The 26,628-nt window shown below is 71.3% G+C and carries 30 protein-coding genes; 24 read left to right on the top strand and 6 right to left on the bottom strand.

The window, feature by feature from the left end; all coding sequences use genetic code 11:
- Positions 1 to 114: 114 nt before the first annotated feature.
- From ACFW0G_RS28590 to ACFW0G_RS28580, 3 genes are read right to left on the bottom strand one after another with little or no spacing between them, the layout of a single operon-like run.
- Positions 115 to 381, bottom strand: a complete 267-nt coding sequence (locus ACFW0G_RS28590; protein ID WP_378328503.1) for an HPr family phosphocarrier protein — start codon at positions 379 to 381, stop codon at positions 115 to 117.
- A 40-nt stretch (positions 382 to 421) separates the two neighbouring features.
- Entirely contained in the window at positions 422 to 1,663 is a 1,242-nt protein-coding gene (locus ACFW0G_RS28585) for a PTS transporter subunit EIIC (RefSeq protein ID WP_378328502.1), read from the bottom strand.
- Positions 1,660 to 2,445, bottom strand: coding sequence for a GntR family transcriptional regulator (locus ACFW0G_RS28580; RefSeq protein ID WP_378328501.1), 786 nt, complete (start codon positions 2,443 to 2,445; stop codon positions 1,660 to 1,662). Before ACFW0G_RS28580 ends, ACFW0G_RS28585 begins: the two co-directional genes overlap by 4 nt.
- Before the next feature lie 189 nt (positions 2,446 to 2,634).
- Here ACFW0G_RS28580 and ACFW0G_RS28575 point away from each other — a divergent pair, with 189 nt between their 5' ends.
- Positions 2,635 to 2,925 carry a glucose PTS transporter subunit EIIB gene (locus ACFW0G_RS28575; protein WP_378328568.1) on the top strand — a complete coding sequence of 97 codons (291 nt, stop codon included), beginning with the start codon at positions 2,635 to 2,637 and terminating at the stop codon, positions 2,923 to 2,925.
- Positions 2,922 to 3,377 (top strand): PTS glucose transporter subunit IIA, encoded by a 456-nt coding sequence (locus ACFW0G_RS28570; RefSeq protein WP_378328500.1) that lies wholly within the window; start codon positions 2,922 to 2,924, stop codon positions 3,375 to 3,377. The genes ACFW0G_RS28575 and ACFW0G_RS28570 overlap by 4 nt, the downstream gene beginning before the upstream one ends.
- Before the next feature lie 63 nt (positions 3,378 to 3,440).
- Here the strand turns inward: ACFW0G_RS28570 and ACFW0G_RS28565 are convergent, their stop codons facing one another.
- A complete protein-coding gene (locus tag ACFW0G_RS28565; RefSeq protein ID WP_378328499.1) occupies positions 3,441 to 3,887 on the bottom strand; it encodes a Rieske (2Fe-2S) protein in 447 nt (148 codons plus the stop codon).
- Positions 3,888 to 4,103: 216 nt separating this feature from the next.
- On the opposite strand from ACFW0G_RS28565, the gene ACFW0G_RS28560 reads away from it, so the two are divergent.
- The 7 genes from ACFW0G_RS28560 (at position 4,104) to ACFW0G_RS28530 (ending at position 10,564) form a co-directional block, all read left to right on the top strand.
- Positions 4,104 to 4,772, top strand: a complete 669-nt coding sequence (locus ACFW0G_RS28560) for a prepilin peptidase (protein ID WP_378328498.1) — start codon at positions 4,104 to 4,106, stop codon at positions 4,770 to 4,772.
- Positions 4,773 to 4,845: 73 nt separating this feature from the next.
- Positions 4,846 to 6,033, top strand: a complete 1,188-nt coding sequence (gene aroC / locus ACFW0G_RS28555) for a chorismate synthase (protein WP_378328497.1) — start codon at positions 4,846 to 4,848, stop codon at positions 6,031 to 6,033.
- Positions 6,030 to 6,560 (top strand): shikimate kinase, encoded by a 531-nt coding sequence (locus ACFW0G_RS28550; RefSeq protein ID WP_378328496.1) that lies wholly within the window; start codon positions 6,030 to 6,032, stop codon positions 6,558 to 6,560. Before aroC ends, ACFW0G_RS28550 begins: the two co-directional genes overlap by 4 nt.
- 12 nt (positions 6,561 to 6,572) lie before the next feature.
- Positions 6,573 to 7,679, top strand: coding sequence for a 3-dehydroquinate synthase (gene aroB / locus ACFW0G_RS28545; protein WP_378328495.1), 1,107 nt, complete (start codon positions 6,573 to 6,575; stop codon positions 7,677 to 7,679).
- A complete protein-coding gene (gene aroQ, locus ACFW0G_RS28540; RefSeq protein WP_378328494.1) occupies positions 7,676 to 8,107 on the top strand; it encodes a type II 3-dehydroquinate dehydratase in 432 nt (143 codons plus the stop codon). Before aroB ends, aroQ begins: the two co-directional genes overlap by 4 nt.
- Positions 8,104 to 9,000, top strand: coding sequence for a GNAT family N-acetyltransferase (locus ACFW0G_RS28535; RefSeq protein ID WP_378328493.1), 897 nt, complete (start codon positions 8,104 to 8,106; stop codon positions 8,998 to 9,000). Before aroQ ends, ACFW0G_RS28535 begins: the two co-directional genes overlap by 4 nt.
- 61 nt (positions 9,001 to 9,061) lie before the next feature.
- Positions 9,062 to 10,564, top strand: a complete 1,503-nt coding sequence (locus ACFW0G_RS28530; protein ID WP_378328567.1) for a beta-xylosidase — start codon at positions 9,062 to 9,064, stop codon at positions 10,562 to 10,564.
- Here ACFW0G_RS28530 and ACFW0G_RS28525 read toward each other — a convergent pair.
- Positions 10,534 to 10,944 (bottom strand): hypothetical protein, encoded by a 411-nt coding sequence (locus ACFW0G_RS28525; protein ID WP_378328566.1) that lies wholly within the window; start codon positions 10,942 to 10,944, stop codon positions 10,534 to 10,536. The genes ACFW0G_RS28530 and ACFW0G_RS28525 overlap by 31 nt on opposite strands.
- A 137-nt stretch (positions 10,945 to 11,081) precedes the next feature.
- Here ACFW0G_RS28525 and ACFW0G_RS28520 point away from each other — a divergent pair, with 137 nt between their 5' ends.
- From ACFW0G_RS28520 to nusB, 3 genes are read left to right on the top strand one after another with little or no spacing between them, the layout of a single operon-like run.
- Positions 11,082 to 12,179, top strand: a complete 1,098-nt coding sequence (locus ACFW0G_RS28520; protein WP_378328492.1) for a M24 family metallopeptidase — start codon at positions 11,082 to 11,084, stop codon at positions 12,177 to 12,179.
- Between the two features lie 39 nt (positions 12,180 to 12,218).
- Positions 12,219 to 12,782, top strand: coding sequence for an elongation factor P (gene efp / locus ACFW0G_RS28515; RefSeq protein ID WP_378328491.1), 564 nt, complete (start codon positions 12,219 to 12,221; stop codon positions 12,780 to 12,782).
- Entirely contained in the window at positions 12,782 to 13,240 is a 459-nt protein-coding gene (gene nusB / locus ACFW0G_RS28510; protein ID WP_378328490.1) for a transcription antitermination factor NusB, read from the top strand. The genes efp and nusB overlap by 1 nt, the downstream gene beginning before the upstream one ends.
- 61 nt (positions 13,241 to 13,301) lie before the next feature.
- On the opposite strand, the gene ACFW0G_RS28505 is transcribed toward nusB, so the two are convergent.
- The gene (locus tag ACFW0G_RS28505) at positions 13,302 to 13,790 is read right to left on the bottom strand and encodes a transcriptional regulator (RefSeq protein ID WP_003096372.1); all 489 of its coding nucleotides are present in this window, start codon (positions 13,788 to 13,790) and stop codon (positions 13,302 to 13,304) included.
- A 260-nt stretch (positions 13,791 to 14,050) separates the two neighbouring features.
- Here ACFW0G_RS28505 and pyrR point away from each other — a divergent pair, with 260 nt between their 5' ends.
- The 12 genes from pyrR to metK all read left to right on the top strand — a co-directional run bounded on the left by pyrR (position 14,051) and on the right by metK (position 26,559).
- A complete protein-coding gene (gene pyrR, locus ACFW0G_RS28500; protein WP_378328489.1) occupies positions 14,051 to 14,659 on the top strand; it encodes a bifunctional pyr operon transcriptional regulator/uracil phosphoribosyltransferase PyrR in 609 nt (202 codons plus the stop codon).
- Positions 14,656 to 15,591 (top strand): aspartate carbamoyltransferase catalytic subunit, encoded by a 936-nt coding sequence (locus ACFW0G_RS28495; RefSeq protein WP_378328488.1) that lies wholly within the window; start codon positions 14,656 to 14,658, stop codon positions 15,589 to 15,591. The genes pyrR and ACFW0G_RS28495 overlap by 4 nt, the downstream gene beginning before the upstream one ends.
- Complete coding sequence (locus ACFW0G_RS28490; protein WP_378328487.1) at positions 15,588 to 16,877, top strand: dihydroorotase; 1,290 nt, start codon at positions 15,588 to 15,590, stop codon at positions 16,875 to 16,877. The genes ACFW0G_RS28495 and ACFW0G_RS28490 overlap by 4 nt, the downstream gene beginning before the upstream one ends.
- Positions 16,877 to 17,380 carry a transporter gene (locus ACFW0G_RS28485; RefSeq protein ID WP_378328486.1) on the top strand — a complete coding sequence of 168 codons (504 nt, stop codon included), beginning with the start codon at positions 16,877 to 16,879 and terminating at the stop codon, positions 17,378 to 17,380. Before ACFW0G_RS28490 ends, ACFW0G_RS28485 begins: the two co-directional genes overlap by 1 nt.
- Positions 17,377 to 18,513: a glutamine-hydrolyzing carbamoyl-phosphate synthase small subunit gene (gene carA / locus ACFW0G_RS28480; protein ID WP_378328485.1), complete on the top strand. Its 1,137-nt coding sequence runs from the start codon at positions 17,377 to 17,379 to the stop codon at positions 18,511 to 18,513. Before ACFW0G_RS28485 ends, carA begins: the two co-directional genes overlap by 4 nt.
- Positions 18,513 to 21,827: a carbamoyl-phosphate synthase large subunit gene (gene carB, locus ACFW0G_RS28475; RefSeq protein WP_378328484.1), complete on the top strand. Its 3,315-nt coding sequence runs from the start codon at positions 18,513 to 18,515 to the stop codon at positions 21,825 to 21,827. The genes carA and carB overlap by 1 nt, the downstream gene beginning before the upstream one ends.
- An 11-nt stretch (positions 21,828 to 21,838) precedes the next feature.
- Positions 21,839 to 22,693: an orotidine-5'-phosphate decarboxylase gene (pyrF, locus tag ACFW0G_RS28470; RefSeq protein ID WP_378328565.1), complete on the top strand. Its 855-nt coding sequence runs from the start codon at positions 21,839 to 21,841 to the stop codon at positions 22,691 to 22,693.
- Positions 22,694 to 22,800: 107 nt separating this feature from the next.
- Positions 22,801 to 23,118 (top strand): integration host factor, actinobacterial type, encoded by a 318-nt coding sequence (mihF, locus tag ACFW0G_RS28465; RefSeq protein ID WP_003096398.1) that lies wholly within the window; start codon positions 22,801 to 22,803, stop codon positions 23,116 to 23,118.
- Positions 23,115 to 23,771, top strand: a complete 657-nt coding sequence (gene gmk, locus ACFW0G_RS28460) for a guanylate kinase (protein ID WP_378328483.1) — start codon at positions 23,115 to 23,117, stop codon at positions 23,769 to 23,771. Before mihF ends, gmk begins: the two co-directional genes overlap by 4 nt.
- Positions 23,768 to 24,043 carry a DNA-directed RNA polymerase subunit omega gene (gene rpoZ / locus ACFW0G_RS28455; RefSeq protein WP_345387155.1) on the top strand — a complete coding sequence of 92 codons (276 nt, stop codon included), beginning with the start codon at positions 23,768 to 23,770 and terminating at the stop codon, positions 24,041 to 24,043. Before gmk ends, rpoZ begins: the two co-directional genes overlap by 4 nt.
- Positions 24,036 to 25,262 (top strand): bifunctional phosphopantothenoylcysteine decarboxylase/phosphopantothenate--cysteine ligase CoaBC, encoded by a 1,227-nt coding sequence (gene coaBC, locus ACFW0G_RS28450; protein ID WP_378328482.1) that lies wholly within the window; start codon positions 24,036 to 24,038, stop codon positions 25,260 to 25,262. The genes rpoZ and coaBC overlap by 8 nt, the downstream gene beginning before the upstream one ends.
- Before the next feature lie 94 nt (positions 25,263 to 25,356).
- Positions 25,357 to 26,559 carry a methionine adenosyltransferase gene (gene metK / locus ACFW0G_RS28445; protein WP_378328564.1) on the top strand — a complete coding sequence of 401 codons (1,203 nt, stop codon included), beginning with the start codon at positions 25,357 to 25,359 and terminating at the stop codon, positions 26,557 to 26,559.
- The last annotated feature ends 69 nt before the right edge of the window (positions 26,560 to 26,628 follow it).

The following is a 26,628-nucleotide window of genomic DNA, read 5'->3' as shown; positions in this document are numbered from 1 at the left end:
GTCCGGGGGGGGGGGGCCGGGGGGGGGGGGGGGGGGGGGGGGGGGGGGGGGGGGGGGGGGGGGGCCCCCCCCCCCCCCCCCCCCCACGGCTCGCACAGCTACCCCTGGAGCGGCCTACGCGTCGAGGTCGGTCGCGACCAGTTCGGCGACCGCGTCGACGGCGGCCTGAGCGCCTTCACCTTCGGCGCTGATGACGACCTCGTCGCCGTACCCGGCGGCGAGCGTCATCAGGTTGAGCACGCTGCCGGCGGCCACCGGGTCACCGCCGTCCTTGGCGATCCGCACCGCGACGGGTTGTGCGGCGGCCGCCTTGGCGACCAGCGCGGCGGGCCTGGCGTGCAGGCCGACCTTGCTCGCCACGGTGACACGTTTCTCCGGCATGTTCGTCCTCTTTCGTCTTTCTCTGTGTTGCGGTCCGAGTCTACTTCGCGGCGGTCTTCTCGAGGTCGGACTCGATCGAGTCGTCCTCACGGCCCGGGGTACGCAGGTTCCACTTGGTGATGACCCAGCGGAACACGACGTAGTAGATGACCGCGAACACGAGGCCGATCGGGATCAGCAGCCACGCCTTGTGCGCGGTGTCCAAAGAGGAGTTGAGCGCGAAGTCGATCGCCCCGGCGGAGAAAGAGAAACCGAGCTTGATCCCCAGCGCGTTCACCAGCGCCAGCGAGATGCCGGTCATCACCGCGTGGAACACGTACAGCGGCCACGCGACGAACATGAACGAGAACTCGATCGGTTCGGTGACACCGGTGACGAACGCGGTCAGCGCGGCCGCGATCATCACACTGCCGACGACCTTGCGCTGGCTCGGCTTGGCGGACTGCATGATCGCCAGCGCGGCCGCGGGCAGCGCGAACATGAAGATCGGGAAGAACCCGGTCATGAACGAGCCGGACCCCTGGACGTGGTGGAAGAAGTTGTTCAGGTCGCCACCGCCGAAGACGAACCACACCGGCACGTTCAGCAGCTGGTGCAGGCCGACCGGGATGAGCAGCCGGTTCAGCAGGCCGTAGACGCCGCCACCGACGACCGGGGAGCCGACCACCGCCTGGCCGACGTTGTGGATGCCCTGGTCGATGTACTTGAACAGCAGGCCGAAAATCACGCCGAGGATGATCATCGTGAGCGCGGTGATGATCGGCACGAACCGGCGCCCGCCGAAGAACGCCAGCCAGGCGGGCAGCTTGATGCGGTGGTAGCGCTGCCACAGGATCGCCGACACCAGGCCGACGACGACGCCGCCCAGCACGCTGTAGGGCCAGTGGATCGGCTGCAGTTCCCAGCCGCTGTCCGCCTTGTAGCCCTCCAGTTCCTTGATCGGCGCGAAGACCTGCACGACGCTGTTGAACACGACGAAGCCGACGACGGCGGCGACACCGGTCGAGCCGTCACCCTTGCGGGCGAAACCGACCGCGATGCCGACGGCGAACAGCAGCGGCAGCCAGTTGAACAGGCTGCTGCCCGCCGCGCCGATGACGCCGGCGACCTTGTTCCAGCCCAGCCCGTCCTTGCCGAGCAGGTCGTCCTGGCCGAAGCGGTTGAGCAGACCTGCGGCGGGCAGAGTGGCGATGGGGAGCATCAGGCTGCGGCCGAAGCGCTGCAGGCCGGCGAGCCCTCCTCCGCCCTTCTTCTTCGCCCCCTCCGCGGTGGTGGCGCTCATCGATTACCTCCATGGGGTTGATGGCCGGAATCCGGGGCGTTCCGGTCCAACTGCATAGTCACCTGGTAGTGGTCTCCCCGGTACCAGGAAGTCATGTCCTCCACGGGTTCCCCGTTCGCGCTGGAGACCCTGCGGAAGACGAGAAGCGGACTGCCGGCGCGGATGTTCAGCAACCGTGCGGTTTCGCGGTCCGCGGATTCGGCCCAGACCGTCTGCCACGCGTGGTCGGGGCGGGCGCCGTACGCGTCGGCGAGCTGCGCGTAGAGCGAACGGCTCAGATCGAGGTCGAGCAGGCCGGGCGTGCGGCCCGCGTGGTACCAGCCGCGCTCCACCGCGAGCGGGACGCCGTCGGCGCGGCGCAGCCGGACCAGGTGATGCGCGGGCACGCCGTCGGCGAGGCCGAGCGCCTGCGCGGAGGTGGCGGGCGGGACCTCGGTGGAGGTCGCCACCACCTCGGTGGCCGGGGTCAGCCCGCGGCGGAGCATGTCGTCGGTGAACGACATCAGGTAGACCTGCAGCTCCATCCGGCGGGCCGCGGTGAAGGTGCCCTTGCCGCGGACGCGGGCGAGCAACCCCTCTTCGACCAGCTTGCCGATCGCCGAGCGCACGGTCAGCCGCGAGACGCCGTAGCGCTGGGCGAGATCCCGTTCGGACGGGATCGGCGCGCCGGGCGGCAGTTCCCGCTCGACCGTCCGGCGCAGGATTTCCCGCAGCTGGGCGTGTTTCGGGGTCGGTCCGTTGACGACCCGATCGGGTGGCGGGACGGGCGCGGCCGCGCTCATATTCGTCACCCTCCTCGTCGAAGGCCACTGGGGCCGGTGCTCGCATCCGGGCCGGAAGATTGGTACGTTCCGGTCTAGACCAATGTCTGATGGGGCAGGATGCTCCGCCGCACGAGCGGGTGTCAACCACCGTTATGCGTTCGTGGCCAGCGGTGGGGTGCATGCCGACGAACGGCGTAGTACAGCTGGATCGTCAGCTTCGCCCCAGGTGGAAAACCAACAGGGAACAAGGAGACCGCGATGGCGGATGACAGGCCGGAAAAGATTCTCGCGGCACTCGGCGGTGCGGACAACCTGACCGAAATCGAGGGATGCATCACCCGGCTGCGGTGTGAGGTCGAAGACATGAGCGTCGTCGACGAGGCCGCGCTCAAGGCCGCGGGCGCGATGGGCGTCGTGAAGATGGGCTCGACGGCTCTTCAGGTGATCGTCGGGCCGGAGGCCGACAACATCGCCAGCGACATCGAGGACCTGCTGTGAGCCTCGACGTCCTGAGCCCGGTCGCCGGGCGCGCGGTGGCCATGACCGAGGTCCCCGACCCGGTGTTCGCGCAGGCCATGGTGGGCCCGGGCATCGCCGTCCAGCCCGCGGGCGGTCCCGCCGACGCGGTCGCGCCGATCGACGGCACCATCATGACGCTGCACCCGCACGCGTTCGTGGTGGCGGGCGAGGACGGCCGCGCGGTGCTGGTCCACCTCGGCATCGACACGGTGCAGGAGAAGGGCGAGGGCTTCACCCTGCACGTCGTCAAGGGTGAGCAGGTGCGCGCCGGCCAGCCGATCGTCGGCTGGAACCCCACCGCGGTGGCCGAGGCCGGGTACTCCGCGATCGTGCCCGTGGTGGCGCTCGACGCGCAGGCCGAGGCGCTCTCGGGACTGGCGGAGGGCAGCGAGGTGACCGCGGGCGACCGGGTTTTCACCTGGGGTGCCTGAAAGATCTCGAATGCCCTTTGTGGACAGTTCGACTGTCCACAAAGGGCATTCGGCGTTTTCCGGCTATCCGGTGACGATCTGCCCGTTGTCGACCCTGACCTTGACCGGCGGCAGCGGCTGCTTCGCGGGCCCGTTCTTGACCGCGCCGGTGAGCGCGTCGAACACCGACCCGTGACACGGGCACTTCAGCTCGGCGCCCTGCGGGGCCACGGTGCAGCCCTGGTGCGTGCAGATCGCGCTGAACGCCGCCGCGGTGTTCTCCGCGGTCCTGGCCACGACGATGTCCGAGCCGTCGGGCCCCTTGGCGGCCTTGGCCTCGCCCACCGGGACGTCGGCGAGCGCCACCAGCGGCTGACCGGGCGCCGGTGCGGGCTGGGCGTTCTTCGTGCCCGCCGTGGCGGCGTTGCCCGACGTGCCGCAGGAGGACAGGGCGACGGCGCCGACGGCGGCGCCCGCCACGGCCGCGCCGGCGGTGAGGACGGAACGGCGGGAATGCGGTTCGGCAGTCATACCCCTGGACACGGGCGCCGCGCCCGTCCGGTTCACCGCCGGGTGCTGAAGGACGCTTTCAGTGCGTTGGCCGTGCTGAAGGACGCCTTCAGCGCACTCACCGCACCGAAGGCGTCCTTCAGGGCTCCCGACGCTGGGCCGGGCGGGTGAACAAAGGGCGGGAACGGTACGAGCGGTCCAGTCGTGCCGTCCGGGGTTTGCGCTGGTGAGGCGCCCATGGGCAGCGTGGATCAGGTGTACTGCGGACTGCTTCTTCTCCTGTTCGCGGTCGCCGGAGCGGCCACGGCCCCGGCGACCGCCGCCCTGCTGCGCCGGGCGGACGCGCCGATCGCCGTGCCGCCCGCGGCCGGGCTCGTGGCGCTGGGGCTCGGCGTCGTCTGCTGGCGCTGGCAGTCCGGCGGCTGGCCGGGCTGGTGGCTCCCCGTGCCCTGCCTGCTGACCGTCCTCGCCGTCCCGCTGGCGTTGGCGGATCTGCGTCATCTGCGGCTGCCGGACGTCCTCACCCTGCCCGCGTATCCCGCCTTCGCGGCCGCGTTCGCCACGGCCGCGGCGACGGGCGGCGGCCCGGCGCTGGCGGGCCGCGCACTGGCCGGGGTGGCGGTCTTCGGGGGCGCGCACGCGCTGATCCACCTGTGCGCGCCCGGCTCGCTCGGCGCGGGCGACGTGAAGCTGTCGGGGGTCCTCGGAGCCGTGCTCGCCGCGGTCGGCTGGCCCGCCGTGCTTCTCGGCGCGGTGGCCGCGGCGCTGCTCAGTGTGGCGCTCGCGATGTGCCGCGGGAGCACGCGCGGGCAGGCGCCCGGGGTCCCGCACGGCCCCGGCCTGCTCGCGGCGGCCTGGCTGTGCGCGGTCCTGCCCTCGGCCGGAGCGGAGGTGGTGCCCGGCTGACCGGGCGCGGTGGCCCCGCGCGGGAGGGGAGTCCTTGCGCGCCCGGTCGTGGCGGCGTGACAGGATCTGTCAGGTGTTGCGCTGGATCACCGCGGGTGAATCACACGGACCCGCACTCGCCGCCGTGCTCGAAGGCATGGTCGCCGGTGTGGGCGTCACGACCACGGACGTGACCGAGCAGCTGGCCCGTCGCCGGCTCGGCTTCGGGCGCAGTCCCCGCATGGGCTTCGAGACCGACCACATCGAGTTCCTCGGCGGCGTGCGCCACGGGCTCACCCAGGGCGGCCCGATCGCGGTCCACATCGAGAACGCCGAATGGCCCAAGTGGGAAAAGGTCATGGCGGCCGACCCGGTGGACCCCGAGGAGCTGGCCGGGCTCGCCCGCAACGAGCCGCTCACCCGGCCCCGGCCGGGGCACGCCGATCTGCCCGGCATGCAGAAGTACGGCTTCAGCGAGGCCAGGCCGGTGCTGGAGCGGGCGAGCGCGCGGGAGACGGCGTCGCGCACGGCGCTGGGCACGGTGGCGCGCAACTACCTGCGCCAGCTGCTCGGCATCGAGATCCTGAGCCACGTGGTGTCCATCGGCGGCGCCGACGCTCCCGAAGGCCCGCTGCCCACCGCGGCGGACCTGCCCGCCATCGACGAGAGCCCGGTGCGTGCCTTCGGCTCCCAGGGCACCGAGGCGATGGTCGCCGAGGTCGACGCGGTGCGGAAGGCGGGTGACACCGTCGGCGGCGTGATCGAGGTGATCGCCTACGACCTGCCGCCGGGCCTCGGTTCCCACGTGCACTGGGACCGCAGGCTCGACGCCCGGCTCGCGGGCGCGCTGATGGGCGTGCAGGCGATGAAGGGGGTCGAGGTCGGCGACGGCTTCACCACGGCGCGTCGCTGGGGGAGCCAGGCCCACGACGAGATCGACCGCGGTTCCGGCCCGGTCGGGGTCACCCGGCGATCCAACCGCGCGGGCGGGCTCGAGGGCGGCATCACCAACGGCGAGCCGCTGCGCGTCCGCGTGGCCATGAAGCCGATCTCGACCGTCCCGAAAGCACTGTCCACTGTGGACGTCACGACCGGGGAGCCCGCCGTCGCGATCCACCAGCGGTCCGACGTCTGCGCGGTCCCGCGCGCCGGGGTCGTGCTGGAGTCGGTGGTCGCGCTCGTCCTCGCCGACGCCGCGCTGGAGAAGTTCGGCGGCGACTCGCTCGAGGAGAGCAAGCGCAACGCGCAGGCCTACCTGAAGGCGCTCGAGGAGCGCTGGTGACCCCCCGCGCGGTGGTCGTCGGACCGCCGGGCTCGGGCAAGAGCACGGTCGGCCCGCTGCTGGCCGCCCGGCTCGGCGTCGCCTTCCGCGACACCGACGACGACATCGTCGCCCGCGCCGGGCGCGCGATCTCGGACATCTTCGCGGAGGACGGCGAACCCGCCTTCCGCGCGCTGGAGGAAGAGGCTGTCGCGACGGCGCTCGCCGAGCACGACGGCGTACTCTCCCTCGGCGGGGGAGCGCCGATCACTCCCGGCACCCGGGCCCGGCTGGCCGCGCACACCGTCGTCTTCCTCAACGTCGGGATGGCGGCGGGGATCCAGCGCACCGGACTGTCCACCGCGCGCCCGCTGCTCGCCGGGGTCAACCCGCGGGCGACCTACAAGGCACTGCTCGACGCCCGGCTCCCGGTGTACCGCGAAGTGGCCACGATCGAGGTCGACACCGACGAGCGCACCCCGGACGAACTGGTGGACCTGCTCGTGGCCCGCATCGAGGGGCTCGCCGCCGAGCAGCGGCCCAACTGACGAAGGAGCACGATGTCCGACCCGGTCCGTATCCCGGTCGCCACCGCGAAGCCGTACGACGTCCTGGTGGGCCGCGGTCTGCTCGACGAGCTCACCGCGCAGCTGACGGACGCGTCCAAGGTCGCGCTGATCCACCCGCCGACGCTGACCACGACGGCCGAAACCGTCCGCGAGGAGCTGATCGAGGCCGGGATCGACGCCCACCGCGTCGAGATCCCCGACGCGGAGGACGGCAAGGCGCTCACCGTGGCGAGCTTCTGCTGGGAGGTGCTCGGCCGCATCGGGCTCGACCGCCGCGGTGTCGTGGTCGGTCTCGGCGGCGGCGCGGTCACCGATCTCGCCGGGTTCGTCGCGGGCACCTGGATGCGCGGGGTGCGCCTGGTCAACGTGCCGACCACGCTGCTGGGCATGGTCGACGCCGCGGTCGGCGGCAAGACCGGCATCAACACCGAGGCGGGCAAGAACCTCGTCGGTGTGTTCCACGAGCCGAGCGCGGTGCTGGTCGACCTGGCCACGCTGGAGACGCTGCCGCCGAACGAGCTCGTCGCCGGGATGGCCGAGGTCGTCAAGACCGGGTTCATCGCGGACCCGAAGATCCTCGAACTCGTCGAGGCCGACCCGGCCGCCGCGGTCGACACGACCGGCGAGGTGCTGGCCGAGCTGGTCCGCCGCTCCATCCAGGTCAAGGCCGACGTCGTGGCCGCGGATCTGCGCGAGTCGGATCTGCGCGAGATCCTCAACTACGGCCACACCCTCGGCCACGCCATCGAGCGCCGCGAGCGCTACCGCTGGCGGCACGGCGCGGCGGTGAGTGTCGGCCTCGTGTTCGCCGCCGAACTGGCCCGCCTCGCCGGGCGGCTCGACGACGCGACGGCCGAGCGGCACGCCTCCGTGCTGCGCCTGCTCGGGCTGCCCACCACCTACGACCCGACAGCGCTGCCGCAGCTTCTGGAAACCATGAAGGGTGACAAGAAGACCCGCTCCGGTGTCCTGCGCTTCGTCGTCCTCGACGGGCTCGCCAAGCCGGGCAGGCTGGAGGGTCCCGACCCGGCGCTGCTGGCCGCCGCGTACTCGGCGGTCGCGGCGGGGGAGCAGAACAGCGGGAGCGTGCTGCTGTGAAGGTCTTCGTCTTCAACGGCCCCAACCTCGGGCGGCTCGGCAAGCGGGAACCCGGCGTCTACGGCGCCACCACCCACGACGAGCTCATCGCGCTGTGCGTCGACACCGGCGCGGAGCTGGGCCTCGACGTCGACGTCCGGCAGACTGACCACGAGGGCGAGCTGGTCGGCTGGCTGCACGAGGCCGCCGACGGCGGCAACCCGGTCGTCCTCAACGCCGGGGCCTGGACGCACTACTCGATCGCGGTCCGCGACGCGGCGGCCCAGCTCACGGCGCCGCTGATCGAACTGCACATCTCGAACGTCCACAAACGCGAGCAGTTCCGGCACCACAGCGTGCTTTCGGACGTCGCCACCGGTGTCATCGCCGGTCTTGGCGTCGACGGCTACCGGCTCGCGCTGCGCTGGCTCGCCGACAACGCGCGGTGAGTGTCCCCGAACTCACCACCCCGCGGCTGCGGCTGCGTGCGCTGACCGAAGCCGACACCGTCGCCGCTGCCCGGATCTTCGCCGACCCGGAGATGAGCCGGTTCCTCGGGAACGACCTGAGCGATCCGGCGCACTTCCACGCCATGATGGACCGCCGCCTGTCCTACGACGGACCGGCCGGGCAGGGCCACTGGGCGATCGACCACGACGGCGAGTTCATCGGCATCGCCCATCTGAGCCCGTCGCGGCGGCTGCCGGACGGCGTCGCCGAGGTCGGGTACTACATCGCCCCCGGGCACAGCGGACAGGGCCTGGCGACCGAGGCCGTGCGGGCGCTGCTCGACCACGGGCTCGCCACGCTCGGCCTGCCCGCGGTGTGGGCGCTCGTGCGCGAAGACCACGCCGCCAGCCGGAAAGTGTTGCGGCGTCTCGGCTTTCTCGACATGGGAGGCGACGAGTACCACGGCGCCGCGCACCGCGTGCTGGTCGCGCTGCCCACCGCGCACGGCCGTCCGCACCACGTCGAGCTGTGGGTGCCCGACCTCGCCCGCGCGGAACGTAGCTGGGGCTGGCTGCTGACCGCGCTCGGCTGGCGCGAATACCAACGCTGGTCCGCCGGAGTCAGCTGGCGGCTCGGGCCGAGCTACCTCGTGGTGGAGAAATCCCCGGCGCTGAGCGGCGGGACGCACGAGCGGACGCGACCGGGGCTGAACCACCTCGCGCTGCACGTGGCCACCCGGGCCCAGGTGGACGCGCTCGCCGCCGAGTCGGCGGACCACGGCTGGCGGCCACTGTTCGCCGACCGCTATCCCCACGCGGGCGGCGAGGAGCACTACGCCGCGTACCTGGAGGACGAGGACGGCTTCGAGGTCGAACTGGTCGCGATCGAGTGACCCACTGGCGGGGGTCACTCGACAAGGTGAGACCTCGCTACACTCGGCGATCGTGCGCCCGATTCGTCGTGGGGGCAGGCGAGTCGCCCGCGCCTTTTCCGCAGCCGTCTGCGGCTGTCTCGTGCTCGCCGGTTGCAGCGACGGCTACGCGCAGTCCCAAGTGGACAGACCGGTGGCGCAGACGGCGCCGAGCCAGGCGAAGGTGGCCGACGTCCGCCTGGCGACCGGCACTCCTCGCCAGAGCGGTGGCGTCGTCGCCGCGGGCGGCGAGGACGCGGTCTACAACTACGTCCCGTCGGTGATGCTCGACGGCGGGCGGACCCGGATGTGGTGGTGCAGCCAGTACGGCAGCGCGCCGCCGCCCGGCGACGACATCCTCTACGCCGAGGGTCCGTCGGCCGACGGACCCTTCACCGGTCCGGACGGCGGTGCCCCGGCCGCCGTGCTGTCGGGCGCGCCGGGCGGGTTCGACGGGATGCACACCTGCGACCCGTCGGTGCTGCGGATCGGCACCACCTACTTCCTGTACTACACCGGCGCCGCGGGTGACCACGCGCTCGGCAACGCCGTCGGCCTCGCGACCAGCCAGGACGGGGTGCACTGGACGCGGGCGGCGGGCGGGCGGCCCATCCTGGGGCCGTCGCACGACGTGCACCGCGACAACGTCTACGGCGCGGGCCAGCCCTCGGTGGTGTTCCTCGACGGCTGGTACTACCTGATGTTCACCGACACCACCGGCAAGGCGGCGGGCTGGAACGGGGCGGGCCAGTTCCTCGTCCGGTCGCACGATCCGGCGTTCTCCGCCGGGGTCGAGGCGCTCGGGCCGAAGGGCTTCGGCCCGGTGCCGTCCACCACCGCGCCGCGGGAGCGGTCGATCGTGGACGGGTTCAGCGCCGACCTGATGTGGTCGGGGGCGCTCGACGCGTTCGTGATCGCCCACGAGACCGCCGAAGGCACCACCCTCACGTTCTGGACCAGGGACTTCACCGAGCAGCCCTATCGCCCGCTCGTCATCGGCGGGGACTGGAAGGAGGGCCCTGGCCTCGTCCGCCGCCCGGACGGGCACGCCCCGCTCGACCTCGCCGGGCCCTGCGACCGGGTGCCGCTCGACGTCGTGCGCGCGACCGGACTCGACGCCACGGGCGCGCCGACCGGGCTCCGGCACTTCGGGCTCGACGCGCTGGGCGTCAAGGGCTGCGCCACCCCCGAGCGGACCGCGACCACCTTCGACGGGCTGGCGATGCCCTCGCCGGAGCGGACCATGGACCTCGTGCGCGGCGGGAAACTCGTCCGCGTCGACCGGCGGGCCGTGGCCGTCGCGCTGGCCGGGCAGGTGGCCGATCACCCGGTCGCGCCCGCCGCGCGGTTCCCGCTGGCCGCGCGGCTGCGGGCCGAGGCGACGGTCGTGCAGGCGGAGGGACGCCCGCTCGGCGTCCTGCTGGACCGGGCCACCCTGTGGGGCCTGCCGGACACCGGGATCGTGGCGGCCAACGACTCCGCGGTCGTCCAGATCCCGTCCGCGCGGTGGGACGGCTATCCGCGGGCTTCCTCGCTCGGCGGCTGAGCGGCCCGCCTGCCGGGCGACGCGTGCCCGATCCGCGCGCCGACGAACAGCCCCAGCCCGGCCGGGACCAGCACGAGCAGCGCGGAGAAGGCGGCACCGCCGGTGAGCGCCGCGCCCAGCTCGGACGTGCCGGTCTGATCGACGAACACCGCCCGCCCGATCACGTAGAGCACCCCGGCCAGCGGCCCGGTGATCAGCGCCGCGACGAACCAGTTCCGGCCGCGGTCGGGGCGGTCGAGCCACGCGTCCACGGCGCTCCACAGCGCGGCGGCGCCGACCAGCAGCGCGAGCGCGATCGAGATCGGGAACGCCTGGTCGGTCGGGTGGTACACCGAGTACTTGGCGAGCACCGTGACGGCGGCGCCGTGCACCAGCGCCATCACCAACCCGCGAGTCAACCAGCCAGGCATCTTCGCAGTGTAGGCGCCGCGTGTGGGTATCGCGTGTGGGCCGCCGGGTACCCCGGCCGCGGGGGAACACCACCAAAGGAGGGGGACGGGACCACTAGGCTGGCGGCGTGGTTGAAACCCATTCACGCCGACGCGCGGCGCTGCGCAGCCTGCTCTCCGAGGCCGGGGTCGACGCACTCCTCGTCACCGACCTCACCAACATCCGCTACCTGACTGGGTTCACCGGATCGAACGCCGCCCTGCTCGTCCACGCCGGGGGCGAACAGCACACCGTCTTCTGCACCGACGGCCGCTACGACACCCAGTCCGCGGCCGAGGTGCCGGATCTCGAGCGGGTGCTGGAGCGCGCCAGCGCGGCGGCGCTCGCCACCCGCGCGGCCGCCGCCTCGGGCACCTATGGCCGCACCGGGTTCGAGAGCCAGCACGTCAGCGTCGAACAGCACGAGTCGCTGAAGGCCGGTTTCGCCGCGGTCGAGCTGATCCGCACCCCCGGCCTGGTCGAACAGCTGCGGCTGATCAAGGACGACGCCGAGATCGCCGCGCTGCGCGAGGCCTGCGCCGCGGCCGATCGCGCGCTGGCCGATCTGCTCGCCGCCGGGGGACTGCGGCCCGGCCGCACCGAGCGTGAGGTGGCCAGGGACCTGGAGAACCGGATGCTGGAACACGGCTCGTCGGAGCCCTCGTTCCGGTCGATCGTGGCCACCGGCGCGAACTCGGCCATCCCGCACCACCAGTACGGCGACACCGTGCTGGCCACCGGCGACTTCGTGAAGCTGGACTTCGGCGCCACCGTCGACGGCTACCACTCCGACATGACCCGCACGTTCGTGCTCGGTGAGCCCGCGGACTGGCAGCGGGAGGTCTACGACCTGGTACGCCGCGCGCAGGCGGCGGGGACCGCGGCCGTGCGGCCCGGCGCCGTACTGTCCGAAGTGGACGCCGCGGCGCGGTCGGTGATCGCCGGCGCGGGGCACGGCGACGACTTCGGGCACGGTCTCGGGCACGGCGTCGGCCTGCACGTCCACGAGGCGCCGAGCCTCGCTACCACGGGCGTCGGTACACTGTCCGCCGGTATGGCGGTCACCGTCGAGCCCGGCGTCTACCTCGCCGGCCGGGGTGGCGTCCGCATCGAGGACACGCTCGTCGTGCGAGACGGCGAGCCGGAGCTCCTCACCCAGAGCACGAAGGACCTCGTGGAGCTCTAGCGACCGCGGGGAAACACCGATACAGGAGACTGCAAGCTCGTGGCCACCACCAACGACCTGAAGAACGGGCTCGTCCTCAACCTCGAGGGCCAGCTGTGGACCGTCACCGCGTTCCAGCACGTGAAGCCGGGCAAGGGCGGCGCGTTCGTCCGCACCACGCTCAAGCACGTGCTGACCGGCAAGGTCGTCGACAAGACGTTCAACGCGGGCACCAAGGTGGACACCGCGACCGTCGACCGCCGGAACATGACCTACCTCTACAAGGACGGCGCCGACTTCGTCTTCATGGACGGCGACACCTACGACCAGATCACCGTGCTGGCCGAGGTCGTCGGGGACAACGCGAACTACCTGCTGGAGAACACCGAGGTCCAGGTCGCGGTGCACGAGGGCAACCCGCTCTACATCGAGCTGCCGACCTCGGTCGAGCTGATCGTGCAGCACACCGACCCCGGCCTGCAGGGCGACCGTTCGACCGGCGGCACCAAGCCGGCCACCCTGGAGACGGGCGCGGAGATCCAGGTCCCGCTGTTCCTGACCACCGGTGAGAAGATCAAGGTCGACACCCGTGACGGCCGCTATCTGGGCCGCGTCTCCAGCTGATGGACGGGACGCCGAAACCGAAACCGAAGCGCGGCGGGCCGATCAGCCGCCGCCAGGCCCGGCAGCGGGCCGTGGAAATGCTGTACGAAGCCGGGCAGCGGGAGACCGACGCCGTCACGCTGCTGTCCGAGCGGGTCGGCGCGGTCGAGGTCGACCCGATCGGGGACTACACGATCGAACTGGTCGAAGGGGTCACCGGGCGGCGCGAGCAGATCGACGAGCTGCTCGCGGAGCACTCGCACGGCTGGACGCTGGAGCGGATGCCGCCGGTGGACCTCGCGGTGCTGCGGGTCGGGATCTACGAGATGCTCTGGTCGGCGGACGTGCCCGACGCGGTCGCCATCGACGAGGCCGTCGGCCTCGCGAAGTCGCTTTCCACCGACGACTCGCCCCGGTTCGTCAACGGGGTCCTCGGCCGCATCGGCACCATCGCCGACCGCCTCCGCGCGGTGCTCTGAAGTCACACGTGCTTGAGCGTTTTCGGTTCCCCACAACCGAAAACGCTCAAGCAGAGCCCGATCAGTCCTCCTTCGAGGGACGGGCCTCGGGCGGGAGAACGCCCCAGTCGATGAGCTGCTCGGTGAGCTCGCCGGGGGTCATGTCGTAGATGATCGCCAGCGACCGCAGGTCCTCGGTGCGGATCGACAGCACCTTGCCGTTGTAGTCGCCGCGCTGGCTCTGGATGGTGGCCGCGTAGCGGGCGAGCGGGCCCACCTTCTCGGCGGGCAGCTGCTGGAGCCGCTCCAGGTTGATGACGATCTTGGTGGCGGGCTCGGCACCCGAGGGGACCCGGCCCTCCGGCAGCAGTTCGACCACCGGCACGCCGTAGAAGTCGGCCAGCTCGGCCAGCTTCTGGACGGTGACGGCTCGATCGCCACGCTCGTACGAGCCGACGACGACGGCCTTCCAGCGGCCGCCGGACTTCTGCTCGACCCCGTGCAGGGACAGGCCCTGTTGCTGGCGGATACCGCGGAGCTTGGCCCCGAGCGCCTTGGCGTAATCGCCCATCTGGTGGTTCTCCGTTTCTTCACCCCCTGCCCGGCCGGGATGACCGGTCCAGGGGACTTCTCGAGTCGAATACTCAGAGTAATGGTTACGCATAGTTGTCACCAGGTCAAGCAGAAGGTTGTCCGACCTGGTGGCGGAGTGCGGGACACCACCCGTAAGGCTGAGCGGGTCCTCCTGCTACTGTCGGTGCGATTTCCTCGGTAAGCAGGAGATCGACGTCCTTTAAGGACCCGTCCAGCGAGGCGGGGAAGGAGTCCGCTGTGTCGTCACGTCCGCGTGGCGCGGCGGGACCGGCCGGGGAGCGCGAGCTCCTGTCGGCCGGCGATGTCGCGCGCACCATCGCCCGGATGGCCCATCAGGTCATCGAGAAGACCGCGCTCGGTTCCGGGCACGAGGGAACCACTCCGCCGCCGGTGTTGCTCGGCATTCCCACCCGGGGGACGCCGCTGGCCACCAGGCTGGCCGAGCGCGTGGCCGAGTTCTCCGGAGTCCGCCCGCCGACGGGCGCCCTCGACGTCACCCTCTACCGCGACGATCTGCGCCGCCGCCCCCCGCGCGCGCTGGAGCAGACGCAGCTGCCGCCGGCGGGCATCGACGACCGGGTGGTGATCCTGGTCGACGACGTGCTGTTCTCCGGCCGCACCATCCGCGCCGCCCTCGACGCGCTGCGCGATCACGGCCGCCCGCGCGCGGTCCAGCTGGCGGTGCTGGTCGACCGCGGCCATCGCGAGCTGCCCATCCGGGCCGACTACGTGGGCAAGAACGTGCCCACCGCCCGCACCGAGGGTGTGTCCGTGCTGCTGTCCGAAACGGACGGCAGGGACGCGGTCCTGCTCCGCCCCGCTGAAGCATCAGGAGAGGCTCAGTGAAACACCTGCTCGCCACCGACGGACTGGACGCGGCGCAGGCCACCGCGATCCTGGACACCGCCGACGAGCTGAAGCACACACTGCTCGGCCGCGAGGTCCGCAAGCTGCCGACGTTGCGCGGCCGCACCGTCGTCACGCTGTTCTACGAGAACTCGACCCGCACCCGGGTGTCCTTCGAGATCGCCGGGAAGTGGATGAGCGCGGACGTGATCAACGTCTCGGCGTCCAGCTCCTCGGTGAACAAGGGCGAATCGCTGCGCGACACCGCGCTCACCCTCGCCGCCGCGGGCGCCGACTGCGTGATCATCCGCCACCCCGCCTCCGGTGCCGCGCAGCGGCTGTCCGGCTGGCTGGCCGAGGCGGGCACCGCGGTCGTCAACGCCGGGGACGGCACGCACGAGCATCCGACGCAGGCCCTGCTCGACGCCGCCACCCTGCGCGAACGCCTCGGCTCGCTGAACGGCCGCCGGATCGCGATCGTCGGCGACGTGCTGCACAGCCGGGTCGCGCGCTCGAACATCCACCTGCTCTCGACGCTGGGCGCCGAGGTGGTCCTGGTGGCCCCGCCGACGCTGCTGCCCTACGGCGTGGAGAGCTTGCCGGTCACCGTCTCGCACGATCTGGACGCCGAACTGCCCGCGGTCGACGCGGTGATGATGCTGCGGGTCCAGGCCGAACGCATGCACGGCGGGTTTTTCCCTTCGGCGAGGGAGTACTCGATCGCCTACGGCCTCAGTGAAAGGCGGCTCGGCCTGCTGCCGGAGCACGCGATCGTGCTGCACCCCGGGCCGATGCTGCGCGGGATGGAGATCGCCTCGGTGGTCGCCGACTCCCCGGCCTCGGTCATCACCGAACAGGTCCGCAACGGCGTCCACGTGCGGATGGCCGTGCTGTACCACCTGCTCGCCAGTGAAGAAGGGAACATCGCGTGAGCCCCGTGCTGATCAAGGGTGCCCGTCCGTACGGGGAAGGCGACCCGGTCGACGTCCTCGTCGAGGACGGGGTGATCACCGCCATCGGCTCGGTCAAGGCGGCCGACGGCGTGGAGGTGCTCGACGCCAAGGGCCAGGTGCTGCTGCCCGGATTCGTCGATCTGCACACTCACCTGCGCGAGCCGGGCCGCGAGGACACCGAGACGATCGAGACCGGTTCCGCCGCGGCGGCGCTCGGCGGGTACACCGCCGTGTTCGCCATGGCCAACACCGATCCGGTCGCCGACAACGCGGTCGTCGTCGAGCACGTCTGGCGGCGTGGCCAGGAGATCGGGCTGGTCGACGTGCACCCGGTCGGCGCGGTCACCGTCGGGCTCAAGGGCGAGAAGCTCGCCGAGCTGGGCACGATGAACCGGTCCGCGGCGGGCGTCCGGGTGTTCTCCGACGACGGCCTGTGCGTGGCCGACCCGCTGCTGATGCGCCGGGCGCTGGAGTACTCGACCTCGCTCGACGTCGTGATCGCGCAGCACGCCGAGGAGCCCCGGCTCACCGTCGGCGCGCAGGCCCACGAGGGTGAGCGCGCGGCACGGCTGGGCTACACCGGCTGGCCCGCCTCGGCCGAGGAGTCGATCGTCGCGCGGGACTGCCTGCTCGCCTTCCACGCCGGAGCGCGGCTGCACGTGTGCCACGTCTCGACGTCGGGCACCGCGGACGTCCTGCGCTGGGCCAAGGACCGCGGCACGAAGGTGTCCGCCGAGGTGACCCCGCACCACCTGCTGCTCACCGACGAGCGGCTCGCGAGCTACGACCCGGTGAACAAGGTGAATCCGCCGCTGCGTACCGAGGTCGACGCCGGAAAGCTGCGTGCCGCGCTGGCCGAGGGCGTCATCGACTGCGTGGCCACCGACCACGCGCCGCACGCGGTGCAGGACAAGGACTGCGAGTGGAGCGCGGCGCGGCCGGGCATGCTCGGCCTGCAGACCGCACTGTCCATTGTGGCCGAGACCATGGTCCGCACCGGGCTGCTCGACTGGCGGGGAGTGGCCCGCGTCATGAGCGAACGGCCCGCGGAGATCGGGAACCTGCCCGATCAGGGCCGTCCGATCGAGGTCGGGGAGCCCGCCAACCTCACGCTGGTCGACCCAGAGGCGGAGTGGACTGTGAGCGGACCCGAACTGGCCAGCATCTCGGCCAACACCCCGTACGAGGGAATGCGCTTGCCCGGGGTGGTGACCGCCACGCTCCTGCGCGGGCGGATCACCGCGCGGGAAGGGAAGATCGGGTAATGGAACGGCTTCTCCTCACGCTCGCGCTCGTCGTCTTCTTCCTGCTGTGCCTGTGGGGCTTCTGGATCGGCTGGCGGCGCAAGTCGCGCGCGCAGAGCGTCCAGGTGCCGCCGTTCCCCGAGATCCCCGCCGAGCCCGGCGAGGTGCTGCTGGAGTCCCAAGGGCTCTACGTCAGCACGATCTTCGCGGGGCACTGGCAGAACCGCGTCGTCACCCGCGGCGCCGGGCTGCGCACGAGCGCGATCTGGCGGCTGCACCCCGCCGGTGTCGCGATCGAGCGCTCCGGCGGCCCGGACTTCTGGATCCCGCGCGCGTCGGTCACCGGGATCCGCCGGGACAAGGCGATCGCCGGGAAGGTCATGGGCACCGACGCGCTGCTCGTCCTCACCTGGCGGCTCGGGGACGTCGATCTCGACACCGGGTTCCGCGGCGACGACCTCGACGACTATCCACAGTGGATCGACCAGCTTTCCGATCACGACATCAAGGGAGGTGCCCAGTGAGCACCGCGAACGGCGCCCGTACCCCGGCCGCGCTGGTACTGGAAGACGGCCGGGTGTTCCGTGGCGCGGCCTACGGCGCGCGCGGGCGGAGGCTCGGCGAGGCGGTGTTCTGCACCGGCATGACGGGCTACCAGGAGACGTTGACCGACCCGTCGTACCACCGGCAGATCGTGGTGCAGACGGCGCCGCAGATCGGGAACACCGGCTGGAACGACGAGGACGACGAGTCGGCGCGGATCTGGGTTTCCGGTTACGTGGTACGGGATCCCGCGCGGACGCCGTCGAACTGGCGGGCCACGCGTTCGCTGGACGACGAGCTGGAGCGCCAGGGTGTCGTCGGGATTTCCGAGGTGGACACCCGGACGCTGACCCGGCATCTGCGGGAGCGGGGCGCGATGCGCGCGGGGGTGTTCTCCGGTGACGCGCTGGTGTCCACAGAGGACATGGTCGCGCAGGTGCTGGCGAGCCCGGAGATGAAGGGCGCCGATCTGGCGGGCGAGGTCAGCACGGACAAGCCGTACGTGGTGGAAGCACAGGGAGAGCGCCGGTTCCGCGTCGCCGCGCTGGATCTGGGCATCAAGTCGAACACCCCGCGGCTGATGACCGCGCGGGGCATCGAGGTGCACGTGCTGCCCTCGGCGACCCCGGTCGAGGAGCTGCTGGCGCTGGAGCCGGACGGGGTGTTCCTGTCCAACGGCCCGGGTGACCCGGCGACCACCGCGCACGCGACGGCGCTGACGAAAACGGTGCTGGAGCGGGAAATCCCGCTGTTCGGCATCTGCTTCGGCAACCAGATCCTCGGCCGCGCGCTCGGCCTGGGGACGTACAAGATGCGCTACGGCCACCGCGGGATCAACATCCCGGTGATCGACGTGGCGACCGGGCGGGTGGCGATCACCGCGCAGAACCACGGTTTCGCACTGGAAGGCGAGCCGGGTCAGCGGTTCGACTCGCCCTACGGTGCCGCGCAGATCTCGCACTACTGCCCGAACGACGACACGGTCGAGGGCGTGCGCGCCTTCGACGTCCCGGCGTTCTCGGTGCAGTACCACCCCGAAGCGGCTGCCGGTCCGCACGACGCGGCGCCGCTCTTCGACGAATTCGTGACTCTCATGGAGAAGAAGGCCAAGTAATGCCCAAGAGGACTGACATCCAGCACGTGCTGGTGATCGGATCGGGTCCGATCGTGATCGGGCAGGCCGCGGAGTTCGACTACTCCGGGACCCAGGCCTGCCGGGTGCTGCGGGCCGAGGGTTTGCGCGTGAGCCTGGTGAACTCCAACCCGGCGACGATCATGACCGACCCGGAGTTCGCCGACGCCACCTACATCGAGCCGGTCACCCCGGACTTCGTCGAGAAGGTCATCGCCGAGGAGCGTCCGGACGCGTTGCTGGCGACCCTGGGCGGGCAGACCGCGCTCAACTGCGCGGTGGCGCTGCACGAGCGCGGGGTGCTGGAGAAGTACGGCGTCGAGCTGATCGGCGCGGACATCGACGCGATCCAGCGTGGTGAGGACCGGCAGAAGTTCAAGGACATCGTGCGCACCATCGGCGCCGAGGTCCCGCGTTCCCGGGTCTGCCACGACATGGACGAGGTCCGCGCCACGGTGGCCGAGCTCGGCCTGCCGGTGGTCATCCGGCCCTCGTTCACCATGGGCGGGCTCGGCTCGGGGATGGCGCACACCGCCGAGGATCTGGAGCGGCTGGCCTCGACCGGGCTCACCGAGTCGCCGGTGACCGAGGTGCTCATCGAGGAGAGCGTGCTCGGGTGGAAGGAGTACGAACTCGAGCTGATGCGCGACAAGCACGACAACGTCGTGGTCGTGTGTTCGATCGAGAACGTCGACGCGATGGGCGTGCACACCGGCGACAGTGTCACGGTGGCGCCGACGATGACGCTGACCGACCGCGAGTACCAGGTGATGCGCGACGTCGGCATCGCGGTGCTGCGCGAGGTCGGCGTCGACACCGGCGGCTGCAACATCCAGTTCGCGATCAACCCGCGCGACGGCCGGATGGTCGTCATCGAGATGAACCCCCGCGTGTCGCGCAGTTCCGCGCTGGCGTCGAAGGCGACCGGGTTCCCGATCGCCAAGATCGCCGCGAAGCTGGCCATCGGCTACACGCTGGACGAGATCCGCAACGACATCACCGGCGAGACCCCGGCGGCGTTCGAGCCCACTTTGGACTACGTCGTGGTGAAGGTGCCGCGGTTCGCCTTCGAGAAGTTCCCCGGCGCGGACCCGACGCTGACCACGACGATGAAGAGCGTCGGCGAGGCGATGTCGTTCGGCCGCAGTTTCCCCGAAGCACTGGGGAAGGCGATGCGGTCGATCGAGACGAAGGCGACCGGGTTCTGGACACGGCCCGACCCCGAGGACGCCACGCGTGAGTCCACTTTGGACGCCCTGCGGGTGCCGCACGAGGGACGGCTCTACGAGGTCGAGCGCGCGCTGCGGTTCGGTGCCACCGTCGAGCAGGTGCACGAGGCCTCCGGCATCGACCCGTGGTTCATCGACCAGATCGCGCTGATCGGCGAGGTCGGCGCCGAGGTCCGGGACGCCCCGGTGCTCGACGGCGACCTGCTGCGCCGCGCCAAGCGGACCGGGCTGTCGGACCGCCAGATCGCCGCGCTGCGCCCGGAACTGGCCGGGGAGGACGGCGTCCGCGCGCTGCGGCACCGGCTCGGCGTGCGGCCGGTGTTCAAGACCGTGGACACCTGCGCGGCCGAGTTCGCAGCCAAGACGCCGTATCACTACTCCTGCTACGAAACCGACCCCGAGGCGGCCTCCGAGGTCGCGGCGCAGACCGACAAGCCCAAGGTGCTGATCCTGGGGTCGGGGCCCAACCGGATCGGGCAGGGCATCGAGTTCGACTACTCCTGCGTGCACGCGGCGATCGCGTTGCGCGAGGCCGGGTTCGAGGCCGTCATGGTCAACTGCAACCCGGAAACCGTGTCCACCGACTACGACACCTCCGACCGCCTCTACTTCGAGCCGCTGTCCTTCGAGGACGTCCTCGAGGTCGTGCACGCCGAGCAGGCCTCCGGCACGGTCGCCGGCGTCATCGTCCAGCTCGGCGGGCAGACGCCGCTGGGGCTGGCGAAGCGGCTGGCCGACGCCGGTGTCCCGGTGGTCGGGACGCCGCCGGAGGCGATCCACCTCGCCGAGGACCGCGGCGCGTTCGGCGAGGTCCTCACCGACGCCGGGCTGCCCGCCCCGCGTTACGGCACCGCGACCTCGTTCGAGGGCGCCAAGCGGATCGCCGACGAGATCGGCTACCCGGTCCTCGTCCGCCCGTCGTATGTGCTCGGCGGACGCGGCATGGAGATCGTCTACGACGAGGAATCCCTCGCCGGCTACATCCGCCGCGCCACCGAGGTCACGCCGGAACATCCGGTGCTGGTCGACCGGTTCCTCGACGACGCCATCGAAATCGATGTCGACGCGCTGTTCGACGGCGAGGAGCTCTACCTCGGCGGTGTGATGGAGCACATCGAGGAGGCCGGGATCCACTCCGGCGACTCCTCCTGCGCGCTGCCGCCGATCACCCTCGGCCAGACCGACCTGCAGGCCGTGCGGCGCTCCACCGAGGCCATCGCCCGCGGCGTCGGTGTGCGCGGGCTGCTCAACGTCCAGTACGCCCTCAAGGACGACGTCCTCTACGTCCTGGAAGCGAACCCGCGTGCCTCGCGCACCGTCCCGTTCGTGTCCAAGGCGACCGCGGTGCCGCTGGCCAAGGCCGCCGCGCGCATCATGACCGGCTCCTCGATCAAGGACCTGCGTGCCGCCGGCATCCTGCCCGCCGAGGGCGACGGCGGCCACATGCCCGCCGATTCCCCGGTCGCGGTCAAGGAAGCCGTGCTGCCCTTCCACCGCTTCCGCACCCCCGAGGGGCACGGCGTCGACTCGCTGCTCGGCCCGGAGATGAAGTCCACCGGCGAGGTCATGGGCGTCGACGTCTCCTTCGGCAAGGCGTTCGCGAAATCCCAGTCCGGCGCTTACGGTTCCTTGCCGACCTCCGGGCGCGTGTTCGTGTCGGTGGCCAACCGGGACAAGCGGTCGATGGTGTTCCCGATCAAGCGGCTGGCCGACCTCGGCTTCGAGGTCCTCGCCACCGCGGGCACCGGGGAAGTGTTGCGGCGCAACGGAATTCCCTGCACCGTCGTGCGCAAGTACTCCGAGGGCTCGACCGATTCCGTGCGGAACATCGTGGACGTCATCCTCGACGGCGGCGTCGACATGGTCATCAATACTCCGTATGGAAACAGCGGTCCGCGGGTCGACGGCTACGAAATCCGTACCGCGGCGGTGTCCCGGGACATCCCGTGCGTCACCACCGTGCAGGGCGCCGCGGCGGCCGTGCACGGCATCGAGGCGCTCATCCGGGGTGACATCGGGGTCCGGTCGCTTCAGCACCTCCAGGCGGCGCTGAAGGCCCAATCGTGACCGGCGCGGTCGTGAGCGCGCCCGAGCGGTTCGGGGCGCGGCTGGCGAAGGCGATCTCGGCGCGGGGCCCGCTCTGCGCCGGGATCGATCCGCACCCCGGTCTGATCGAGGCGTGGGGCCTGCCGGTCGACGCGAGCGGGCTGGAGCGGTTCGCGCTCGGCGCCACCGAGGTGCTGGCCGCGGAAAGCGCGATCGTCAAACCGCAGTCGGCGTTCTTCGAGGCGTTCGGCGCCGCCGGGGTCGCCGTGCTGGAGCGGGTCGTCGCGCTCGCGGCCGATGCCGGGGCGCTGGTGCTGCTCGACGTCAAGCGCGGGGACATCGGCTCCACCATGGCGGCCTACACGGCCGCCTACGTGGCCGACGGTGCGGCGATCGCGGCCGACGCGATCACCGTGTCGCCGTACCTCGGATTCGGCTCTCTGGAGCAGTGTGTGGCCACCGCCCGCGATGCGGGCCGGGGCGTATTCGTGCTCGCGCGGACGTCGAACCCCGAGGCGCACGTCTTGCAGAGTGCGCGGCTTCCGGACGGCAGAACCGTCGCGCAGAGCATCGTCGACGCCGCCGCGGCGCTCAACGACGGCGTCGCGCCGCTCGGGGACGTCGGCGTGGTCGCCGGGGCCACCATCGCGCCTGGGGAGCTCGAACTGGCCGCGTTGAACGGTCCGGTCCTGGCACCGGGTTTCGGGGCTCAGGGCGCCACTGTGGCCGATTTACGGGCCGTTTTCGGGGACGCGCTGCTCGCGAAGGGCGTGCTCCCGGCGTCTTCGCGGGACATCCTGAAGCACGGCCCGGACGCGGCCGCGCTGCGAACGGCGGTCCGCCGGAATCGCGAACTGCTCGCCGGACCGCAGGAAAACGGCCAATAGCAGGCCCCGGAATCGGTGTGGGACCAGCACCCCCGCATTGTGGGCGATGCTCGCGGGTGGGTACCGTCGCGTCACCCACCCAGATTTGAGAACTACCGGAGGAAAACGTGGCACTTCCCCAGCTGACAGAGGAACAGCGCGCTGCGGCGCTGGAGAAGGCCGCCGCCGCCCGCCGCATCCGTGCTGAGCTGAAGGAGCGGCTGAAGCGGGGCGGTACCACTCTGGTCGACGTGCTGAAGCAGGCCGAGGAGAACGAAGTCCTCGGCAAGATGAAGGTGTCGGCTCTGCTCGAGGCCCTCCCCGGCGTCGGCAAGGTCCGTGCCCAGCAGACCATGGAACGACTGGAGATCGCGCCCAGCCGCAGGCTCCGCGGGCTCGGCGACCGGCAGCGCAAGGCGCTGCTGGCCGAGTTCAGCGGCGAGTGAGCGGCGTCGGTCAGGACAACCCGGTGATCCGGGGCGCCGACCGCGGCAGTGAGCCGGTGGCGGGGGAGAGCTCCCGGCACCGGCTCACGGTCGTATCGGGGCCCTCGGGGGTCGGGAAGTCGAGTGTGGTGGGGCAGTTGCGCGAGCTGGCCCCCGAGATCTACTACAGCGTCTCGGTGACGACGCGGAAGCCGCGTCCCGGCGAGGTCGAGGGCCGGCACTACCACTTCGTCGAGCGGGCCGAGTTCGACGTCATGGTCGCCGACGGCAGGCTCCTGGAACACGCCGAGTTCGCGGGCAACTGCTACGGCACCCCGCGCGAGCCGGTGGAGAAGGCGCTCGCCGACGGCAGGCCCGCGGTGCTGGAGATCGAACTGCAGGGCGCGCGGCAGGTCCGCAGGGCGATGCCGGAGGCCCGGCTGGTGATGCTCATGCCGCCGTCCTGGGAGGAACTGGTCGGCAGGCTGACCGGACGGGGCACCGAATCCGAGGCCGCCGTGCAGGCGCGGCTGGCCGAGGCCGAGCGCGAACTGGCCGCCGCCGGGGAGTTCGACGTGCGGCTCGTGAACGCCGACGTGCGAGAGGCCGCCGAGCGGTTGCTAAACTTGATAACCGGCGACAACCTCATTGAAGATACGGAGCACCACGAGTGACGACCACGTCCACGCTCGGCATCCACGAAGAGCTCGAAGGCATCACCAACCCGCCGATCGACGACCTGCTCGAAAAGGTCAGCTCCAAGTACGCGCTGGTGATCTACTCGGCCAAGCGTGCCCGGCAGATCAACGACTACTACGCCCAGCTGGGCGAGGGCCTGCTGGAGTACGTCGGCCCGCTGGTCGAGCCCGGCCCCCGGGAGAAGCCGCTCTCGATCGCGCTGCGCGAGATCCACGGCGGGCTGCTCGAGCACACCGAGGGTGAGTGACCGCAGGCCCAGGGTCGTCCTGGGCGTGGGCGGCGGGATCGCCGCCTACAAGGCCTGTGAGGTACTGCGCGGCCTGACCGAGTCCGGTCACGAGGTCCGCGTGGTGCCCACGGAGGCCGCGCTGAACTTCGTCGGCGCGGCCACCTTCGAGGCATTGTCCGGTCAGCCGGTACACACCGGCGTGTTCACCGAAGTGCCCGAAGTGCAGCACGTCCGCGTCGGCAAGGAAGCCGATCTGGTGCTGGTGGTCCCGGCCACGGCGAACCTGCTCGCCAAGGCCGCGCACGGCATCGCGGACGATCTGCTGACCAACACCCTGCTCACCGCCCGGTGCCCGGTGGTCTTCTTCCCGGCGATGCACACCGAGATGTGGGAGCACCCCGCGACCCGCGACAACGTGGCGCTGCTGCGCTCGCGCGGGGCGATCGTCACCGAACCGGATTCCGGCAGGCTGACCGGCGTCGACACCGGCAAGGGCAGGCTCGCGAACCCGGCCGAGATCGTCGACCTCGCCCGGCTGCTGCTCGCCGTGCCGGACGCGCTGCCCCGCGACCTCGAAGGCGTCCGGGTGGTCATCTCCGCGGGCGGCACCCGCGAACCACTCGACCCGGTGCGCTACCTCGGCAACCGGTCCTCGGGCAAGCAGGGCTACGCGCTGGCCAGGGTCGCCGCGCAGCGCGGCGCCGAGGTCACGCTGGTCGCCGGGCACACGGTGGCGCTGCCGGACCCCGCGGGCGCGACCGTGCGGCACGTGTCGACAGCGCTGGAGCTGCGCGAGGTCATGCACGCCGAGGCCGCTTCGGCCGACGTCGTCGTGATGGCCGCCGCGGTCGCCGATTTCCGGCCCGCGACCAAGGCCGACGTGAAGATCAAGAAGTCCGACGACCTGCCGGACCCGGTCATCACGCTGGACCGGAATCCGGACATCCTCGCCGAACTGGTCCGTGCACGGCGTGCCGGGCAGCTCGTGGTGGGCTTCGCGGCGGAAACCGGCGACGAACACGGCAGCGTTCTCGACCACGCTCGGGTAAAACTGAAGCGCAAGGGTGCCGACCTGCTGGTGGTCAACGCGGTGGGGGACGGCAAGGCGTTCGAGACGGAGGACAACTCCGGCTGGCTGCTGGCCGCGGACGGCACCGAAAGGCCGATCCCGTTGGGCGCGAAAGCGCAACTGGCGGCCACAGTGTGGGACGCTGTTGTGGGCTTAATCAATCGTTGACCGGCGCTCCAGCCGAACTCAGTAGGCTGGAGCCGGGTAAGGGGTACCTAACTACCCGGGTATCCGTCGTCGAGGTGAGGAAGTGACTGCCACCGTGACCGCGTCCACCAGCAGATTGTTCACGTCGGAGTCCGTGACCGAGGGGCACCCCGACAAGATTTGCGACGCCATCAGCGACTCGATCCTGGACGGTCTGCTGTCCAAGGACCCGCGCAGCCGGGTCGCCGTGGAAACCCTCATCACGACCGGTCAGGTCCACGTGGCGGGCGAGGTGACCACCGAGGCCTACGCCGACATCCCGACCATCGTGCGCGACGTCATCCTGCGGATCGGCTACGACTCCTCGGCCAAGGGCTTCGACGGGAACTCCTGCGGCGTGAACGTCGCGATCGGCTCCCAGTCGCCCGACATCGCGCAGGGCGTCGACACCGCGTACGAGTCGCGGGTCGAATCCGACGAGGACGAGATCAACCGCCAAGGCGCGGGAGACCAGGGCCTGATGTTCGGCTACGCCTGCTCGGACACCCCCGAGCTGCTGCCGCTGCCGATCGCGCTGGCGCACCGGCTTTCGCGGCGGCTGTCGGCGGTCCGCAAGGACGGCGTCCTGCCGTACCTGCGCCCGGACGGCAAGACCCAGGTGACCATCGAGTACGCGGGCGACCAGCCGGTGCGGCTGGACACCGTCGTCGTCTCGACGCAGCACGCCGAGGGCATCGATCTCGACCGGATGCTCGGCGTGGACGTCAAGGAGCACGTCGTCGCGCCGGAGCTCGCCGAGCTGGGCCTCGACACCACGAACGTGCGGCTGCTGGTGAACCCGACCGGCCGCTTCGTCATCGGCGGCCCGATGGGTGACGCCGGGCTGACCGGGCGCAAGATCATCGTCGACACCTACGGCGGGATGGCGCGGCACGGCGGTGGCGCGTTCTCCGGCAAGGATCCGTCCAAGGTGGACCGTTCGGCCGCGTACGCGATGCGCTGGGTGGCCAAGAACGTCGTCGCCGCGGGCCTGGCCACGCGCACCGAGGTGCAGGTCGCGTACGCGATCGGCAAGGCGGCGCCGGTCGGCCTGTTCGTCGAGACGTTCGGGACCGAGACGGTGGATCCGTCGAAGATCCAGGCGGCGATCAGCGAGGTCTTCGACCTGCGGCCCGCCGCGATCATCCGCGACCTCGACCTGCTGCGCCCGATCTACGCGCCGACCGCGGCGTACGGGCACTTCGGCCGTCCGGACCTGGACCTGCCGTGGGAGAGCACCGCCCGCGCCGAGGCCCTCAAGGCCGCCGCCGGCGCCTGATCCGCTGTTGTGGGGGCGAATGCCCCCAAAGGGACGGGCGCGCGCCCGAGAAGGGGTTGAGCGGCCTCG

This window comes from Amycolatopsis sp. NPDC058986, from assembly GCF_042741125.1.
Classification (GTDB): domain Bacteria; phylum Actinomycetota; class Actinomycetes; order Mycobacteriales; family Pseudonocardiaceae; genus Amycolatopsis.
The sequence above is the reverse complement of the archived record's forward strand: the minus strand, read 5'-3'. Positions and strand labels throughout refer to the sequence as shown.